The organism is Flavobacterium filum DSM 17961, assembly GCF_000425465.1.
Taxonomy (GTDB): Bacteria; Bacteroidota; Bacteroidia; order Flavobacteriales; family Flavobacteriaceae; genus Flavobacterium; species Flavobacterium filum.
In genome coordinates, this window is the sequence record NZ_KE384381.1 from 187478 (window position 1) to 204450 (window position 16973).

General features: G+C 33.8%; 20 protein-coding genes and 1 tRNA gene. 13 read left to right on the forward strand and 8 right to left on the reverse strand.

Translation table 11 applies throughout. From position 1 onward, the window contains the following. Positions 1-46 precede the first annotated feature (46 nt). Genes H601_RS0113830 through H601_RS0113845 form a run of 4 tightly spaced genes read right to left on the reverse strand, consistent with a single transcriptional unit; the run spans position 47 to position 3243 of the window. Positions 47-394 carry a phage holin family protein gene (locus H601_RS0113830; RefSeq protein ID WP_026712041.1) on the reverse strand — a complete coding sequence of 116 codons (348 nt, stop codon included), beginning with the start codon at positions 392-394 and terminating at the stop codon, positions 47-49. Between the two features lie 32 nt (positions 395-426). Next, entirely contained in the window at positions 427-1191 is a 765-nt protein-coding gene (locus H601_RS0113835) for an alpha/beta fold hydrolase (protein WP_026712042.1), read from the reverse strand. A gap of 49 nt (positions 1192-1240) precedes the next feature. Next, positions 1241-2326 carry a glycosyltransferase gene (locus H601_RS0113840; protein ID WP_026712043.1) on the reverse strand — a complete coding sequence of 362 codons (1086 nt, stop codon included), beginning with the start codon at positions 2324-2326 and terminating at the stop codon, positions 1241-1243. Next, positions 2323-3243, reverse strand: coding sequence for a lysylphosphatidylglycerol synthase domain-containing protein (locus tag H601_RS0113845; RefSeq protein ID WP_169628274.1), 921 nt, complete (start codon positions 3241-3243; stop codon positions 2323-2325). Before H601_RS0113845 ends, H601_RS0113840 begins: the two co-directional genes overlap by 4 nt. Before the next feature lie 89 nt (positions 3244-3332). Between H601_RS0113845 and ruvC the strand changes: the two genes are divergently transcribed. The 8 genes from ruvC (at position 3333) to H601_RS0113885 (ending at position 9886) form a co-directional block, all read left to right on the forward strand. After that, a complete protein-coding gene (gene ruvC, locus H601_RS0113850) occupies positions 3333-3890 on the forward strand; it encodes a crossover junction endodeoxyribonuclease RuvC (RefSeq protein WP_026712045.1) in 558 nt (185 codons plus the stop codon). A 79-nt stretch (positions 3891-3969) separates the two neighbouring features. Next, the gene (locus H601_RS0113855; protein ID WP_026712046.1) at positions 3970-4797 is read left to right on the forward strand and encodes a DUF6252 domain-containing protein; all 828 of its coding nucleotides are present in this window, start codon (positions 3970-3972) and stop codon (positions 4795-4797) included. A gap of 38 nt (positions 4798-4835) precedes the next feature. Beyond that, positions 4836-5993, forward strand: coding sequence for a radical SAM family heme chaperone HemW (gene hemW / locus H601_RS0113860; RefSeq protein WP_026712047.1), 1158 nt, complete (start codon positions 4836-4838; stop codon positions 5991-5993). Between the two features lie 179 nt (positions 5994-6172). After that, a complete protein-coding gene (locus H601_RS0113865; RefSeq protein WP_026712048.1) occupies positions 6173-6937 on the forward strand; it encodes a cyclase family protein in 765 nt (254 codons plus the stop codon). Between the two features lie 67 nt (positions 6938-7004). Next, positions 7005-7376 (forward strand): four helix bundle protein, encoded by a 372-nt coding sequence (locus tag H601_RS0113870; RefSeq protein WP_026712049.1) that lies wholly within the window; start codon positions 7005-7007, stop codon positions 7374-7376. A gap of 60 nt (positions 7377-7436) precedes the next feature. Then, positions 7437-7808, forward strand: a complete 372-nt coding sequence (locus H601_RS0113875) for an MmcQ/YjbR family DNA-binding protein (protein WP_026712050.1) — start codon at positions 7437-7439, stop codon at positions 7806-7808. A 49-nt stretch (positions 7809-7857) separates the two neighbouring features. Then, a complete protein-coding gene (locus H601_RS0113880) occupies positions 7858-8583 on the forward strand; it encodes a PH domain-containing protein (protein ID WP_026712051.1) in 726 nt (241 codons plus the stop codon). 100 nt (positions 8584-8683) lie between these two features. Further along, positions 8684-9886 (forward strand): NAD(P)/FAD-dependent oxidoreductase, encoded by a 1203-nt coding sequence (locus H601_RS0113885; RefSeq protein ID WP_026712052.1) that lies wholly within the window; start codon positions 8684-8686, stop codon positions 9884-9886. A 68-nt stretch (positions 9887-9954) separates the two neighbouring features. Here the strand turns inward: H601_RS0113885 and H601_RS0113890 are convergent, their stop codons facing one another. From H601_RS0113890 to H601_RS0113910, 4 genes are all read right to left on the reverse strand, one after another. After that, on the reverse strand, positions 9955-11055 hold the full coding sequence (locus H601_RS0113890) for a DUF4407 domain-containing protein (protein WP_026712053.1): 1101 nt from the start codon (positions 11053-11055) through the stop codon (positions 9955-9957). A gap of 325 nt (positions 11056-11380) precedes the next feature. Continuing rightward, positions 11381-11746: a helix-turn-helix domain-containing protein gene (locus H601_RS0113900; protein ID WP_026712055.1), complete on the reverse strand. Its 366-nt coding sequence runs from the start codon at positions 11744-11746 to the stop codon at positions 11381-11383. Positions 11747-11751: 5 nt separating this feature from the next. Next, a complete protein-coding gene (locus H601_RS0113905; protein ID WP_026712056.1) occupies positions 11752-12045 on the reverse strand; it encodes a type II toxin-antitoxin system HigB family toxin in 294 nt (97 codons plus the stop codon). Positions 12046-12235: 190 nt separating this feature from the next. After that, entirely contained in the window at positions 12236-13624 is a 1389-nt protein-coding gene (locus H601_RS0113910) for a dipeptidase (protein WP_026712057.1), read from the reverse strand. Positions 13625-13759: 135 nt separating this feature from the next. Here H601_RS0113910 and H601_RS0113915 point away from each other — a divergent pair. The 5 genes from H601_RS0113915 (at position 13760) to H601_RS0113935 (ending at position 16779) form a co-directional block, all read left to right on the forward strand. Then, positions 13760-13841: transfer RNA gene (locus H601_RS0113915), tRNA-Leu, on the forward strand. 147 nt (positions 13842-13988) lie between these two features. After that, on the forward strand, positions 13989-14861 hold the full coding sequence (locus tag H601_RS0113920) for a hypothetical protein (protein WP_026712058.1): 873 nt from the start codon (positions 13989-13991) through the stop codon (positions 14859-14861). Positions 14862-14954: 93 nt separating this feature from the next. Continuing rightward, positions 14955-15242, forward strand: coding sequence for a helix-turn-helix domain-containing protein (locus H601_RS15860; protein WP_035656078.1), 288 nt, complete (start codon positions 14955-14957; stop codon positions 15240-15242). A 5-nt stretch (positions 15243-15247) separates the two neighbouring features. After that, the gene (locus H601_RS0113930; protein WP_026712059.1) at positions 15248-15571 is read left to right on the forward strand and encodes a hypothetical protein; all 324 of its coding nucleotides are present in this window, start codon (positions 15248-15250) and stop codon (positions 15569-15571) included. Then, the gene (locus H601_RS0113935; protein WP_026712060.1) at positions 15568-16779 is read left to right on the forward strand and encodes a primase-helicase family protein; all 1212 of its coding nucleotides are present in this window, start codon (positions 15568-15570) and stop codon (positions 16777-16779) included. Before H601_RS0113930 ends, H601_RS0113935 begins: the two co-directional genes overlap by 4 nt. The last annotated feature ends 194 nt before the right edge of the window (positions 16780-16973 follow it).

A 16973-nucleotide genomic window follows, 5' to 3' on the forward strand; every position in this document is an offset into this window, starting at 1 on the left:
CCAACCAAGTAATAATCTATTGAATTTTAAAATATTCTAAGCGTTTTTAACGCTCTTCTTTTCCGGTTAATTTATACACTAATGATTGAGAAATGGAGAGAATGATACTAAAAAACATGGCCGTCCAAAATGATTCTACATAAAATCCTCCCACAATATTGCTACATAACAGTACCAAAAGAGCATTTATCACCAATAAAAACAACCCTAACGTAAGAATAGTAACCGGTAAAGTAAACAAGATAATGATTGGCTTGATAAACACATTTAACAAACCTAAAATGATAGCTACATATACGGATTGAATAAAACTATCCACTTTGACCCCCGGCAACAAATGAGCAATTAACATTACCAATCCGGCTGTTACTAATATTCGAATGACTAAATTCATATTTAAAAGTTTTTATAAATGTATAAAAAAAATTACCTTTTCAAAAATTGGTTCACAATTGAAAAAAATAATTGTGGATTTTCGGCATGCAGCCAATGTCCGGCTCCGAGAATAGTTTCAAATTGAGCCAAAGGAAAAAATTGACGGATTTCATCATGTTCTTCATTTTTGATGTAATTGGAATTGCCTCCTTTGATGAATAAAGTTGCTTTCGAAAATAGTGCTCCTTCAGGCAAGGCCGTTCCAACTTGCTCAATTTCTGCATTAAAAGCCTTTAAATTGAATCGGAAAGCCAATTGACCGGGTTCTTTCCAATATAAGCTTTTCATTAAAAACTGTCGAGTACCAAAATCAGGAATGTATTTCTTCAAAATTTCATCCACTTCACTTCTTTCTGGTTTTAAAGAAAAATCAACTGCATTTAATCCGGCTAAAATATCCTGATGATGCGGACGATAATATCTCGGACCAATATCCGCAACAATTAATTTATGAATCATTTCCGGATGATTTATAGCCAAAAACATGGCTACTTTTCCTCCCATGGAATGACCAATAATGTCTATTTTATCAAGCTGATGAAATGTACAGTAATTTATAACATCTTCAACCATCACTTGATAATTGAATTCATCTGAATGAAAACTTCTTCCGTGATTTCTTAAGTCAAGCATGTGGACTTGAAATCCTTTATCGGCAAATTGAGTACCAAGCGTTTTCCAATTATCAGACATACCGAGAAAACCATGCAAAATCAAAAGCGGTTTACCAGAACCTTCAATTTTTGAATGTAGTATCATGTAATTTTTTGTTGGCAAGTTAAGTAATTACGGATAAATACTCAAATTAGTACCTTCTTCCTTTCCATTCAAATGGACCAAATAATGACCAAACTGCAACAGCTGTACTAAAAAATGGATAGAGTAAATAGGTCGCAAAAAGATGTTTCAATCGAATTTGATAAAAATTAGCTACTTGAAAAGCTAGAAAAATATCGATTAACCCTTTTAAAATCAGTAAAGTCACTACTTCAAATTTTCCAAAAAAAAGCAAAATTAACGCTCCAATAAATGCACTATTTGTCAGAAAAACCACAATTGCTGTCGTTTTACCCATGAAAGAAGAATAAGCCGTTGATTTTCCGGCCCATCGCACTCGTTGATGAAAAAGTTTTTTCCATGATGAAGCACTTTTTGTTATCACATAAAAATTAGCATCTTTCAAAAATTGTACTCGTTCAGGAAATTTTTTAACTGCTTTTTGCAACAGAAAAACATCATCACCACTGGCAAGTTGTTCATTTCCTAAAAAGCCATTCAATGTGTTGAAAAAGGTTTTTGAGTAAGAAAAGTTGGCTCCATTGCACATAAATGGATTTTTTAACCCAAAACTACCCAAGGTAACCGCTTGCAAACTTGCCATTTCAATTTGCTGAAAATAAGTTAAAAAATTATCCTCTTTTTGAAAAAAAACTGGGCCGGCTACCATTTCAGCGGAAGTGTGATGAATAAAGTCCGACAACTTAATCAACCAATCCGAAGGCACTAAACAATCGGCATCGGTGGTTACAATCCAATTCATTTTTGAGTGGTGGATAGCTAATTCAATGGCTGCTTTTTTTGGCGAAAGCGATTTTTCAGATACATTCAATAAAACAATCGGCAAATCGAAACCGGAAATTTGAAAATCATCTTCAGAATGATCGTTGACTAAAATAATCTCAAAATCATCTCGATGATATTTTAACTGTTGAAAAGAAAAAAGTAGTGCTTTTAAATTTTCTGCTTCATTTCGAAAAGGAACCACAATACTAAAAGTAATTCTTTCTGAATTTACATGAAAATCACTCTTCTTATATTTTCTAAATCCCAACAAAAAAGCGAATAGTAACAATAAATAAATTCCGAAAATACAATATAATACAATCATCATGAAATGTTTAACGGCTTATATTTCACAACATAAAAAGTACCAATTAAAACCGGCAGCACTAAATTCATGAGCCACATTAACGTGGTGATAGAAACAATAATCCATTCATCAACGCCTAATTTTCCAAACAAAAAAACAGCTATACTTCCTTTAATTACTACATCCATCAAGTGAATTGTTGGGATAATGGAAGCCAAAAAATACATGGTAAAAATCGTCAAAATAGCATCCGAATAAGAAATTTCAACATGAAAAATCAACAATAAAACGTAAAATTGATGGGAAAACAACAAATACCTCAAAACGGAATATTGAAAATTGGCAAAGTGTTTCCTTGCCGGAAAAAGTCTAATTCTTCCCCATAAATGTTCGATGGAATACCCATAAAAGCTCCACTTTTTAATTTTAAAAATAAATATAAGTATCCCTAAAATGAGTAGTATTGGCAACCAAAAAAGATAACTGTTTTCAAACGATTCATAATCTCCAAAAAGTGGGGAAAGGATAAATAGAAATAAAACACCTATTATACCAAAAAAAACCGTCACTAACATTTGAGTACTGTTTCCTAAAAAATTGAGGAAAATTATTTTTTTTGTCTTTTCTTTCGAATAATACAAACATTTTGCAGCATATTCTCCTACTCTGTTTGGCGTAAAAATAGAGGCCGTTAAAGAGCCTAGAGATTGTTCAACCGCTTTAGAAAAAGTGATTTTTGTAAAACTGGATACTAAATTTTTCCATTTCAAACATTCCAAAACCCAATTCAGTACAGACATTGAAAGGATTCCTGTAAAAGTGATGAAGCTAAATCGGTCTACCATTACATTCCAATTCACTCCCTCCTGTTTTTGTTTTAATTCGGAAAGTAAAAAAAATACCGCTCCACAAACAATGAAAAGTTTGATGAGAACCAAAAGGATTTGTTTAGTTTTGTATGAAATTGAAATCATTAACACAAAGAAACAAACTTTTCGTTTGATTCCTTTAACATTATCAAAAAAGATTGGCAAACGAACGCATCATATTAGGCATTGACCCCGGAACCACCATTATGGGATTTGGTTTAATTAAAGTGGTGAACAAAAAAATGGAGTTCATGCAGTTGAACGAATTGATTTTAAGCAAATACGACGATCATTACACCAAATTAAAAATCATTTTTGAACGAACCATCGAGCTGATTGAAACCCATCATCCGGACGAAATTGCGATTGAAGCTCCTTTTTTCGGTAAAAACGTACAATCTATGCTCAAACTCGGAAGAGCTCAAGGGGTTGCGATGGCAGCCGGATTGTCACGACAAATTCCGATTACGGAATACGAACCTAAAAAGATAAAAATGGCCATCACCGGTAACGGAAATGCCAGTAAAGAACAAGTGGCTAAAATGTTGCAACAGTTGTTAGGCTTGAAGGAATTGCCTAAAAACTTGGATTCTACCGATGGTTTGGCGGCAGCAGTTTGTCATTTTTTTAATTCAGGAAAAGTGATTGGAGAAAAAAGCTATTCAGGTTGGGATGCTTTTGTGAAACAGAATGAGGATAAAATCAGTAAGAGATAAATCACAAAAAAATATTTGTTAAAAAAACCTTAAAACTAAAAATTTTCTTATGTTTGTTTTTTAATCAAACTTATTTACAATGAAAATTTTAAAATTTATCTTAATTTTTGTACTAGCAGGTTTAACATCTTGTTCATCTGACAGCAGTGGCGGAAGCTCAGTTTCTAATGCTTTAACTGTTAACGGAACTACTGTTACACTAGGTACTGTAATTGCACAAAAAAGTGAAGAATCACTTTTTATTTATGCAAGTGCCTCTGACGGCTCTTCAATTCAAATTGGTTTTAACAAATATGGCAATTTGGAATCAGTAATTTATGATGACCAAAATTTTAATTCGTTTTACAATTACCAATATTTTAAATCCAATTATTTTGATTTTGATTTAATTTCAATTAACGAAAGTAATAATTCAGTAAAAATATCTTACTCAGGTACATTATATAGTAATGAAAATGATTTGGAATCCAATAGTATTTCAATTTCCGGAAGTTTCAATGTTAATTATATCAACCAAACTCCATTAATTGAAGGTCTAGGTTTAAGTTGTAAAATTGGTGGTCAAAATTGGTATGAAACGGATTTTTGGGACAATGGTTTTTCGAATGTTGATAGAAAATTTATCAGCGATGATGATAAAATGATTATCATGAATTTTGAAGATGAATCTATAGAACCAGGCACTTATACTTTTAATGGCAGCAATGTAAATAAATTAAGCCTTGCAAAATTTAATACAACTACCAAAGAATATGATAGTTACAATACTAGCGGAACAGTAACCATTACTTCAAATACAATAGTTTCTGGAGTAGTTCGTGTAATTGAAGGAACATTTAGTTTTACGGCTACCAACGGTTCTAATACAATAGAAGTCACTAACGGTACATTTAAAACTAACTTTTAAATTATCCCTTCTATAAAATAAATATATTTGCCAGACCTATGTCTGGCATTTATATTCATATCCCCTTCTGCAAGCAAGCTTGTCACTATTGCGACTTTCACTTTTCAACTTCAATGAAAAAGAAAGACGAGATGGTTTTGGCTTTAGCGAAAGAAATTGCCATGCGAAAAGAGGAATTCAAAAATGAAGTGGTTGAAACTATTTATTTCGGCGGAGGAACTCCATCTATATTAACGATTGAAGATTTGCGATTGTTGATTGATGAAGTGAATAAAAATTATAATGTCATTGAAAACCCTGAAATAACAGTAGAAGCTAATCCCGATGACTTATCCTCCGAGTTGTCATTTCGAGGAACGAGAAATCTCTTTGAGGAACTCAAAGTAATCGGAGTAAACCGTCTCTCCATTGGCATTCAATCTTTTTTTGAAGAGGATTTGAAAATGATGAATCGGGCTCATAATGCCCAAGAAGCCAAAAAGTGTTTGGAAGAAGCAACCAAACATTTCGACAACATTTCCCTTGATTTGATTTATGGTATTCCTGGAATGAGTAATGAAAAATGGATGCAAAATATTGAAACAGCTTTGTCTTTTGGCATTCCACACTTTTCAAGTTATGCGTTGACGGTTGAACCTAAAACCGCATTACATTCATTTATTCAAAAAGGAATTATTCCGGTCCCGGATGATGAAGTGGCTCAGGAACATTTTGAAATTTTGGTTGAAAAATTGGAAGAAGCCGGTTTCATTCACTACGAATTATCCAATTTTGGAAAGGAAAACTATTTTTCCAGAAACAATTCGAGTTATTGGCTGGGTAAAAAATACATCGGCATTGGTCCGTCGGCTCACAGTTATGATGGTGAAAAACGGGGTTGGAATGTGTCGAATAATACAAAGTATATCAAATCCATTCAAGAAGGAAAATTGCCCATTGAAACCGAAACGTTATCCAAAACCGATCGCTACAACGAATATGTGATGACGGGTTTGCGAACCATTTGGGGAATTTCGTTGGATAGAATTTTAAACGAATTTGGTCAAACCTATTTAGACTACCTCAACCAACTAGCCACCAAATATATTGAAGATCATTTGCTTTTTGTGGATGAAAATATTTTGCGAACCACTCGAAAAGGTAAGTTTTTGAGCGATGGGATTGCTTCTGATCTTTTCATGTTGAATTTAAGTTAATTTTTAACATTAAGAAGTTAGGGATAATTAAGGTTTTCATTAAGCCTTTATTTATTTTTACTAAATTTGAAAAAGGTTTTAACATTAAGAAGTTAAGGAAAATTAAGGTCTTCATTAAGTCTTAACTAAACTTAATGAAATCACCCTTAATTTCTTAATGTTATAAAAAAGTTGAAAAATTGACAGCAACCATCACCCATCAAAACAAAACCTTCCAAGTAGATTTATCAAAACCAATTGATATTTCGCTGCCCTTATCCAACACAGAAAACAATCCGATTGCGTGGTACATTGAAAAACCGCAGATAGAACCTGTTCGTTTTGGTTCTTGGGTGGGAAGTGTGAAAGGCGGAGCAACGACCAATTTCAATAACATTTTTTTCAATCCGCACGGACACGGAACGCACACGGAATGTTTGGGACATATTACGAAGGAATTTTTCAGTATCAATCAAGCTTTGAAAACCTTTTTCTTTACAGCTCAACTGATTTCCATTCAACCGGAACAACAAGGAGAGGATTTTGTGATTACAAAAAGTCAAGTGGAAAATGCGTTAGGGAATGCAATTCCGGAAGCCATTATCATTCGAACCTTACCCAATTTAGACGAAAAAAAATCGAAAAATTATTCACACACCAATCCGCCCTTCTTGCATGAAGATGCGGCTACTTTTATTCGCGAAAGGGGTATACAACATTTATTAATCGATTTACCGAGTGTGGACAAAGAAAAAGACGAAGGCAAATTATTGGCTCACAAAGCCTTTTGGAACGTAAAAGATGTAAATGATTTAAATAACGATGCACAAAAAAATGCCACGATTACTGAATTGATTTTTGTGGATGACGCTGTGAAGGATGGTTCATATTTATTGAATTTGCAGATTGCTTCGTTTGAAAATGATGCGAGTCCGAGTAAGCCGGTTTTATTTAGTTTGGAGTAAGGAGTTTTTAGTTGGGAGTAGATAGTTATGAATAAATAGTTGGGAATAAGGAGTTAAAAATAAAATTATGGATTATAGAGATTTATTAGCCTATAAAAAATCCTTTGCTTTAGCGATGATGATTTTTGAAGTTTCTAAAGAATTCCCGAAGGAGGAGAAATATTCATTAACCGATCAAATAAGACGAAGTTCAAGAAGTGTAACCGTTACATTAACAGAAGCGTATAGAAAAAGAACATATCCAAAAAACTTTTTTAGTAAATTAACAGACACAGAAGCTGAAAACTCAGAAACTCAAGTTTGGCTTGATTTCTCATTTTCTTGTGGCTATTTGAATGAAATAAAACATTCTGAATTAAGTAGTTTAAATGATGAAATTGGAAAATTAATTCGCTATATGATGAACAACCCTGATAAATTTGGTTCTTCAAAAATTTGATTTTTTAGTTTACACCCAACTATAAACTCCTTACTCCCAACTATAAACTCCCAACTAATTATGAACATCCAACAACTATATGATTATTGTCTCTCCAAAAAAGCCGTCACCGAACACTTCCCTTTCGATGAAGACACATTAGTTTTTAAAGTCGGAGGAAAAATGTTCTGCCTCACTTCTTTAAAAGAGTGGGAAAACGGAACGCCTTCGTTAAATTTAAAATGTAATCCTGAAAAAGCAGTAGAACTTCGTGCGGAATATGATGCCATAACAGCTGGGTATCACATGAGTAAAGTACATTGGAACACGGTTGCTTTTCACAGTGACGTGGATGACAAATTGATGCGGGAATTGATTAATCATTCGTATGAATTGGTTTTCAAAAGCTTGACTAAGAAAATTCAATCCGAAATTGAAAATTTAGAAAATTAGGTAGTATTTTTGCGAGTGAAAATGGCAAACCTAATACTGAAAGGAAAATATGATTGAAAATTTAAAGAAAATCCTAAACGAAGATCAAGACCCAAAAGCAATCGAAAAAATTTCGGCTAAGCTAGATAATTTACTAATGTCTAATGAAGAAGTGGGTTATATAGCTGTTCAAAAAAAACCGGCTGTAACCATTTTTCCGGATAGCATTGTAGTAACCAACAAACGAATTTTACTTTGTAAACCCAAAAATCTTGGGTTATCTATGGAATTTATTGACTACGATTGGGATGATATTTCGGCTAGTTTTGTGAAAGAAGGAATTTTGGGTGCCGAATTCACTTTTACTACTAAATCCGATTTAACGCATACCGTTGATTATTTGCCCAAAACGCAAGCCCGAAAATTATATACATACGCCAAAGAACAATTGGATATTCTGAAAAATAATGTTGCCAATACTTCTATTTCGAATAATGAAATTCTGACAGATGAAATTCCCATTCAACCCATAGATAAAGTTCAAGAAATTGAAGAAGTTGAAACCGAAGAAGTCACTCATTTTGCAGAAATTGTTCCGGTTGCCAACTTCTCTGATGATGTAGAACCGAAAACAGAATCCTCATCATCAAACACATCTTCTGAAAGAAAATTGAGCGAAATGTCACAAGATGAATTGTTTGAAAAATTACAAAACTATAAAAAACTGCTCGACAACGGATTAATTCTTCAAGGCGAATACGATAATTTTAAGAGAGAAATATTGAACTATATGTAATAAAATGACCGGCAAATAGCCGGTTTTTTTGTGTTATGTAACAAGTGTTACCTTTTAAGTGGTTGATGATAAGTACCTTTATACTATAAAATTAATCATCATGACCACAACAGTTGTAATTGGAGGGAGTTTTGCCGGAATGACGGCCGCCCTTGAAATCAAACGAAAAGGAAAAGAGCAACACAAAGTCATATTAATTGATAAATCTCCTCTTTTTCTGTTTATTCCCTCACTCATTTGGGTGCCGCTTGGCAGAAGAGAAATCAAAGATATTTCCTTTAAAAAAGAAGCCATTCTAAAGAAAAAAGGCGTTGATTTTGTTGTTGCCGAAGCAGTTAAAGTAGATCCAAAAACCAGTACTGTTTTTACCGACCATGGTGAATTTCATTACGACCATTTGGTTATTGCTACAGGTCCAAAAGTGAAATACGACGTTGCTCCCGGAGTAGAGGAATTTGCTCATTACATCGGCACACCCAATGGAGCCATGAAAACACGAAAGGCATTGGAAGAATTCAAGAAAAACCCGGGTCCGATTGTGATTGGAGCGACTCAAAATGCGGGTTGTATGGGTGCTGCTTACGAATTTTTATTTAACATAGAAAAATGGCTTCGCGAACAAAACATACGTAAAAAAGTAGATTTATATTGGATTACGCCTGAAGATTATTTAGGTCACTTTGGGATCGATGGAATGCCGATGGGCGAAACGATGCTAAAATCCTTTATGAGTATGTTCAACATTAATTATCGCACTCAAGTTGGGGTAAAAGAAGTTCAAAAAAATAAAGTGATTTTGACCAACGATGAAATTTTACCTAGTCATTTCACCATGCTAATGCCACCGTTTATTGGGGTAGATTTTGTGACCAACTCACCGGAATTATATGCGACTCCCACCGGTTATCTTCCGGTTGGTGATGATTACAGACATCCGGATTATCCAAATGTTTGGGCTGCCGGAATTGCGGTGAATGTACCACTTCCTTTTACCCCGGGAAAAGTGCCTTTTGCCTCACCTAAAACAGGTTATCCTTCTGATGAAACCGGAAAAATTGTAGCCGAAAATATCATTCGAGTCACCAATGGCAGAACCGATTTAAAGGAAAAAGCTTGGGGAAGAATTCCCGGATTGTGTATTATGGATGCCGGTAAAAAAGAGGTTTTATTGCTTTCTACCAGTTTATTCAAACCCAGAACGTTTGCGATTATGATTCCAAATGTGCTCTATGATTTCAATAAAGTTTTATTTGAAAAATATTTCCTTTGGAAAACCCGAAATGGGTTGTCTTATTTGCCTTAAGAAATACCACAAAAAACAATTAAAAACCCTTCCGGAATTTAGAACACTGGAAGGGTTTAATTTTTTTACTAAAGTGATTTCTTCTGCTTCTCCACAAAACCATCAGCTTGCAATTCTAACAATTCGATGGCTCGTTTTTTCTTGTAATCATATAACCCTTTGTCTTCTCGAATGTCGGCATAGACTTTATCGTAGATAGATGCATCGGTTTGTTTTTGCAATTCGCTTTGGTATTTGTTTTGGGCTAAAACATTTTTTACCGCCCACTCACCTTCTTCTTGTTTATAATCGTATTCACCTCGTGGCGATAATAATTTGGCTATAATGGGTGACGTTTCAATCGCTAAAAAAAGTAACATGATAAAAAATGACGGCAACCAAGGTAGCTTATTCAACGCATTGATGCGAGCCATCAATCCATCAAAACCATCGATGATGGGTTGCGTTTCGGCCACTTTTTTATCCAAATCGGCTTGCAAGGTTTTCCCTTTGGCTTCTAATTCGGCGATTTTTGCTTGATTTGTCGTTTTTAAAGTGGCTAATTCTTGCAACGCCGCATCGTGTTTTTCACGTTTTTCTTTGTAAACCGGACCTTTTCCGAGTTTTTTGGTTCCGGCTGTTCCTTCGGCTTCGGTGATGTAAACGGAATATAAATCGTTGACTTCTTTTTCTTTTTTCAAGAGGTCGGATTTCAAACTGTCGATTTGAGCTTTGTTTTGATCGACGTCGGTTTGAAAATAATTGGCGACTTGTTTTTTATTATTCATCGCCATTTCGTTCTTTTCTTTCAACAAAACAGTATTAATTTCTTTTTCAAAAATTTTGATTTCCAATGGTTTTGAAATGACGATTGCGATGATTATTGCCAACACAATTCGGGGTGAAGCTTGAATGAATTCATCCAGAAAGCTATCTCTTTTTTTGATGGTGGAAACAATAAAGCGGTCAAGGTTAAAAATAAGTAAACCCCAAACGAAACCAAAAAATACTGCAGTATAAACGTTGTCAAAAACGGTGTATAGTGCATAACTACCAGCAATAAAAGCCATGACGGCCGTAAAGAAAACCGTTGCACCAATTCCGGCATATTTGTTTTGTTCGCCATCGGAACAACTTTCGATAATTTGCTTGTCGGCACCCGAACAAAGCAGGAAGAATTTTTTGAGCATGATGATTGTTTTTTGATGATGATTGATTAGTAGAGAAATAACGCTAATTGTTTCAAATTGTTGTGATTCAGTTTATTTGTTTCAGGTTTCAAGTTTCAAGTTGAAATGTTTTGATAGCACAGATTGCACTCGGGATAGCAGCGGAAAGCCCGCAGGCTGGGGGTTGCGTTTTTTGCGGGTTGGGCCGGCGACCAACGGAAGCCGAGCCCAACCCGACAAAAAACCAACCAACGGACGAGGACTTGCAGCGAATAGCCCGAAATGGAGCCATAAAAAAACCGCTTACTCAATTGAATAAACGATGTAAATTAATTACAGAAATTGATTAAACCCCCAAAACTATAGTTGGGTCAATGTCAAGTTTACGACTAATATCACGGGCGGTCTTTAAAGGTGGTTCACTTTTTCCGGTGAGGTATTCGCTCACCCGAGAAGTGCTGACTCCTAATAATTCAGACAAGCGTTTTTGATTTAATCCGCGTTCATACATGCGTAATTTCATGGCTTCTACAAGTGTTGGCAATTCAATTGGTTCATGCTGTTCCTCATAGTCAGCTACCATGTCAGAGAGCAAATCTAACTCAATAAAGTTATTGTCGTTAGAAGGAGTTTCGTTAGTTACAACCGCCAACAACTCCTCAATACGATCACAAACCGCTTGATATTCTTTTTTTGATTGAATGTTTCTCATCTCATTTAACAATTTAAGCAATCTATTTTATCATACGCTGCATGCGTTCCAATAAACCGAATATAAACTTTTTTTGAGGCAAAAATAACAATGGCAACTAACCTAAAATCATTTCCTTTTATATTGAAAACAAAACGATTATTTCCAACATAATCAACAGAATTAAACGTGTTTTTTATGTCGTTGAAATGATCCCATTCGCTTCGTTTTGTTTTATAATACCAATCTCGCAAAGCTACATCAGCACTAGGATGTTGCTTTACAAAATCTTTGATTTTAGAAAAAGTTACTATTCGCATGCTTACCAAACTGAATACAAATATATAAATAATTTTGTTTTTTGGCACTATATTACAATAAACAAAATTATATATCACATATTCAACAAAATAAACGGTTTTAATGTTTTGCGTCTTTGCGACTTAGCGTGAAATAATCTCGCAAAGTCGCAAAGACGCAGCTATCTGTTTTGGCAAAAAAAGCGTGATACTACTTACTCAACTCTACAAAATATTTGTAAAACAACGGAATGGTTTCGATTCCTTTTAAGTAATTGAAGATTCCGAAATGTTCGTTTGGCGAGTGAATGGCATCGCTATCGAGACCGAATCCCATTAGGATGGTTTTGGATTTTAGTTCTTTTTCGAACAGAGCAACAATTGGAATACTTCCGCCGGAACGGACCGGAATAGCCGGTACTCCGAAGGTTTCTGTGTAGGCTTTGTTAGCCGCTTGATAACCGATGCTGTCGATTGGCGTTACGTAACCTTGACCGCCATGATGCGGGGTAACTTTTACTTTTACCGATTTTGGAGCGATGTTTTCGAAGTGGTTTTTGAACAATTCGGTGATTTCTTGCCAGTCTTGGTTAGGCACCAATCGCATGGAAATTTTGGCGTAGGCTTTGCTGGCAATCACGGTTTTGGCACCTTCGCCAGTGTAGCCTCCCCAAATTCCGTTAACGTCTAAAGTTGGTCGGATGGAGTTGCGTTCGTTGGTTACATATCCGGCTTCGCCGTGAATATCTTCTATATCGAGTGCTTTTTTGTAGTTTTCTAATGAAAAGGGTGCTTTGGCCATTTCGGCTCTTTCTTCGGTTGAAAGTTCTTCTACTTTATCGTAAAAACCGGGAATGGTGATGTGGTTATTTTCGTCATGCAACGAAGCAATCATTTTGGCTAAAATATTGATCGGATTTGCCACTGCTCCTCCGTAAAGTCCAGAGTGCAAATCACGGTTTGGTCCGGTAACTTCTACTTCAACATAACTTAAACCGCGTAATCCAGTGGTTATAGACGGTTGTTGGTTGGAAATCATTCCCGTATCGGAAATCAAGATTACGTCGTTGGCTAGTTTTTCTTGGTTGCGTTCTACGAACCAACTGAGGCTTTTTGAACCGACTTCCTCTTCGCCTTCGATCATGAATTTGACGTTGCAAGGCAAGCAATTGTTGGCTATCATGTACTCAAATGCTTTCACGTGCATGTACATTTGCCCTTTGTCATCACACGAACCACGTGCGAAAATGGCTCCTTCTGGGTGAATTTCAGTGGTTTTGATAACGGGTTCAAACGGTGGCGATGTCCATAAATCCATGGGGTCAGGCGGTTGCACGTCGTAATGTCCGTATACCAAAACGGTTGGCAAATTCTTATCGATGATTTTTTCTCCATAAACGATAGGATAACCAGGGGTTTCACAAAGTTCTACGAAGTCGCATCCGGCTTTTTCGAGGCTGGCTTTTACGGCTTCGGCGGTATCAATCACATCTTGAGCATAAGCCGAATCAGCACTTACGGATGGAATTTTAAGTAAATCGATCAGTTCACTTATGAATCGTTCTTTGTTTTGTTGAACGTAGTTTTTTATGTTGTCCATTATATAAAGTAAAAATGATAAAGTTCAAAAGTACGAAAAAAATAAGGGTAAAAAAATTGATTCTTCTTGAATAAAATTCAAAATAATCTCTATATTTGCACCCACTTATTGAAACAGCTACTGTTTTATAGCCCTGCGGGTGTGGTGAAATTGGTAGACACGCCAGACTTAGGATCTGGTGCCGCAAGGTGTGTAGGTTCGAGTCCTATCACCCGCACTTAAAATTCGCTTAAAGCTATTGAAAATCAATGCTTTAAGCGTTTTTGTTTTTAGTAATTCCCCAAATGTTCCCCAAAAAATATCTAAATTTTTATTCTAATGAATATTTAACTATTTTTAATTAAAAAAATTAATAAACGTAAAAATGAAATTTAAAGGAATCATAAACCCTCAAGAATTTTCAAAGCTTGACCTCGCAGAAAGACAATTTTTTTTAATTGAAAAAAAGATTTTTGAAAAATTCAATACAGATATTCATTACAAATATTCGCAGGAAGAAATCAATATTCATTCTGGCAGCGAAATATCAACAGTTTTTGGAAATCACCTGTTTACTACCCTAGGAGATTTTACAATTAATAAACAATTAATAAAGAAAATTGAATTCTGTATTTTAGAAATGTGTAAAAATATTTATGATAAAATATTCGATAAAAAAGAAATGTATCTTGAACAATTTCGGGCTTATCCAAGCCAAAAAATTGATGAAATTAAAGTTTCAACCAAAACTAATATTGGCGATAAACTGGGAACTATTTTTTACTATAATTTAAGCAAATTAGATTATAAAGATTTTATAAGCCATATTGAAATAATAAAAGAATTTGCAAAATATGATCATAAATTTATTTATGATTATCTTACAGGATTTGATAATAAAAGTAATTATTTCCATATAAATTACCACAATTTTTTATTAAACAATCTTTATATAGACATGATTAATGAAATTGAAGGATTTAATTCGATTTCTACAGTAGAAATTTCTCTGCCAAAAAAAATTGCTCTAATTCATGATTTAGGATTTTTAAAAACTAATGAATTTAATAAATATTCCAGTGTTGAACAACAAGTTTTAATCGCTTTTCTGTTAGGTATGAAATCAGATAAAAATAGTCTGGACTCAATTAGAAGAAATATTGCTGTTTTAGCTCCATTTACAAATGAAAATACTTCAAAATATACATCCCATAAACATCTAGGTAAAATTATACCTGAAATTCTTAAAAAGAATTAAAAACAATAAAATATCATGCGGGAGTTTTTTTGGGATTCCCCTCCCCCTTAATTGATTTTACCTTCGTGCCATTTATAACCAATAAATTATAAAATGGCAAATTATCTTGAAATTAAAATCGAAATCCCGGAAGATTTCAAAAATGGAATAATTTCCGGTGTTGTTGATGAACTTACAAATCGTGGTTTATTTCAACAAACTCCTGCAAAACCCGAACCGAAAGAAATGCTAACTCGCTTTGAAACTGCGGAGCGACTCAACTGTTCGCTTGTAAAACTTTGGGACATTACTCGAAAAGGTTACTTAAAAAAGTACAAAATAGGAGGAAAAGTACTTTACAAGTATGATGAGGTAACTGAATTCATAAACTCTAACTTATAGAAATTATGAGTACAGTACATTCTAAACAGCAACAAAGAATAGATAATGTTCTTCAATATTTTGATAAAATTATCTCAAAATTAGAATCATTACAATTTAATAACATTAGAGATAAAGAAATTAACTTGTTTACACATTCTACGATTTCTGATTTATGCATTTTAAAGCAATTAATTGAAACTTCAAATTTGAAACTGGCATTAGAAATTGTAATCAAGGTAAATGAACTCTATAAAAGTGATCCCTCTTTAAGTGATGTTATATTGCATTTTATTAACCTAAAAAGAAATCACAACTGTTATCCTGGACATTTAAAATTTTTAGTATGAAAGAGCTAAACAATTACATGCGAGTAGGAACAGAGTTTTACAAAAAAACAGAAACTCCAGAAGGTAAAACGATTTTGCAAAAGTGGAATCGGCAAACTCTTATTGATGATTATGGCAAAGAATCCATTGCAAAAGTGAAAAAATATGATTCTTTTTGTATTATACCATCGCACAATCAATTCGAACAGGTTGTCAATAACTGTTATAATCAATATCAACCGTTGAGTTATGAATTAAAAGAAGGTAATAATTACCAGAACATCATTCAATTTCTTAAACACATTTTTGGGGAACAATTTGAATTAGGGTTAGATTACCTTACTATCTTATGGCAGAAACCAACACAAATCTTACCCATTCTTTGTTTGGTTAGCACAGAACGAAATACCGGAAAAACAACCTTTATTAATCTTTTGAAATTGATTTTTGAGTCTAATATGACGATCAACACAAATGACGATTTTAGAAGTAGATTTAATGCCGATTGGTCTGGAAAATTAATTATTGGAGTTGACGAAGTGCTATTAGACAAAAAAGAGGATAGCGAACGAATCAAAAATTTATCAACTGCTCAATCCAATAAAATTGAACCAAAAGGTAGAGATAAATTTGAGCAAAGTTTTTTTGGTAAATTCATCTTATATTCTAATAATGAAGATAGTTTTATAAAAATTGATAACGAGGAAATCAGGTATTGGATTAGAAAAATCAATCCACTGGAAAATAGAGACGTTATTAACTTATTGCAAAAAATGAAAGTTGAAGTCCCCTATTTTGCAAATTTTCTGAATAGTAGAAATATTAGTACTATTCCATCATCTCGAATGTGGTTTAATTCGGAAGAATTATATACTCAAGCATTAGGAAATCTTATTAACGGTAATCGAAGTTACGTTGAAAAAGAACTTTACGAACTATTGATTGACGAATTTGAAAATTCTGGTCAAGATGAACTTTACTATACCGCAAAAAACCTATTGGATATGCTAAAAAGAAATAATGTAATTGCACAAAGTAATTACATCATAAAATTACTCAAAGAAAAATACAAATTAAAGCCTACAAATAGTAGTTATAAATATTACAGAACCGAAATATTAAATCCTAATGACAAAACAGGAGCAAATTACACAATTGAAAAAGGTCGTTTTTACACCTTTAAAAAAGAAAACTTTATTTCAGGTGTTGAAGTGTTGAAAACAGCTTAATAATACCCGATTTTAAGTAATTTTTATTTCAACAGTAAACTTTAAAGTTCAACAAGGTGTTGAATCGAAATCACAATGAAATCAAGTACTTTATATATTTTCAACAGTTCAACAGTTTTTTTATTCATAAAATTATTTAAAGAAAAAATCTTATTCGCAATTTTTTTAAAATAAATTTTTACTAGAATTCACAA

Bases quoted from the DNA above. Each gene is read 5' to 3' on its own strand.
- H601_RS0113885 (WP_026712052.1), top strand. From the start codon at position 8,684: ATGACCACAACAGTTGTAATTGGAGGGAGTTTTGCCGGAATGACGGCC.
- H601_RS0113900 (WP_026712055.1), bottom strand. From the start codon at position 11,746: ATGAGAAACATTCAATCAAAAAAAGAATATCAAGCGGTTTGTGATCGT.
- H601_RS0113905 (WP_026712056.1), bottom strand. From the start codon at position 12,045: ATGCGAATAGTAACTTTTTCTAAAATCAAAGATTTTGTAAAGCAACAT.
- H601_RS0113880 (WP_026712051.1), top strand. From the start codon at position 7,858: ATGATTGAAAATTTAAAGAAAATCCTAAACGAAGATCAAGACCCAAAA.
- H601_RS0113910 (WP_026712057.1), bottom strand. From the start codon at position 13,624: ATGGACAACATAAAAAACTACGTTCAACAAAACAAAGAACGATTCATA.
- H601_RS0113875 (WP_026712050.1), top strand. From the start codon at position 7,437: ATGAACATCCAACAACTATATGATTATTGTCTCTCCAAAAAAGCCGTC.
- H601_RS0113935 (WP_026712060.1), top strand. From the start codon at position 15,568: ATGAAAGAGCTAAACAATTACATGCGAGTAGGAACAGAGTTTTACAAA.
- hemW (WP_026712047.1), top strand. From the start codon at position 4,836: ATGTCTGGCATTTATATTCATATCCCCTTCTGCAAGCAAGCTTGTCAC.
- H601_RS0113920 (WP_026712058.1), top strand. From the start codon at position 13,989: ATGAAATTTAAAGGAATCATAAACCCTCAAGAATTTTCAAAGCTTGAC.
- H601_RS0113855 (WP_026712046.1), top strand. From the start codon at position 3,970: ATGAAAATTTTAAAATTTATCTTAATTTTTGTACTAGCAGGTTTAACA.
- H601_RS0113930 (WP_026712059.1), top strand. From the start codon at position 15,248: ATGAGTACAGTACATTCTAAACAGCAACAAAGAATAGATAATGTTCTT.
- H601_RS0113840 (WP_026712043.1), bottom strand. From the start codon at position 2,326: ATGATGATTGTATTATATTGTATTTTCGGAATTTATTTATTGTTACTA.
- H601_RS0113890 (WP_026712053.1), bottom strand. From the start codon at position 11,055: ATGCTCAAAAAATTCTTCCTGCTTTGTTCGGGTGCCGACAAGCAAATT.
- H601_RS0113830 (WP_026712041.1), bottom strand. From the start codon at position 394: ATGAATTTAGTCATTCGAATATTAGTAACAGCCGGATTGGTAATGTTA.
- H601_RS15860 (WP_035656078.1), top strand. From the start codon at position 14,955: ATGGCAAATTATCTTGAAATTAAAATCGAAATCCCGGAAGATTTCAAA.
- H601_RS0113870 (WP_026712049.1), top strand. From the start codon at position 7,005: ATGGATTATAGAGATTTATTAGCCTATAAAAAATCCTTTGCTTTAGCG.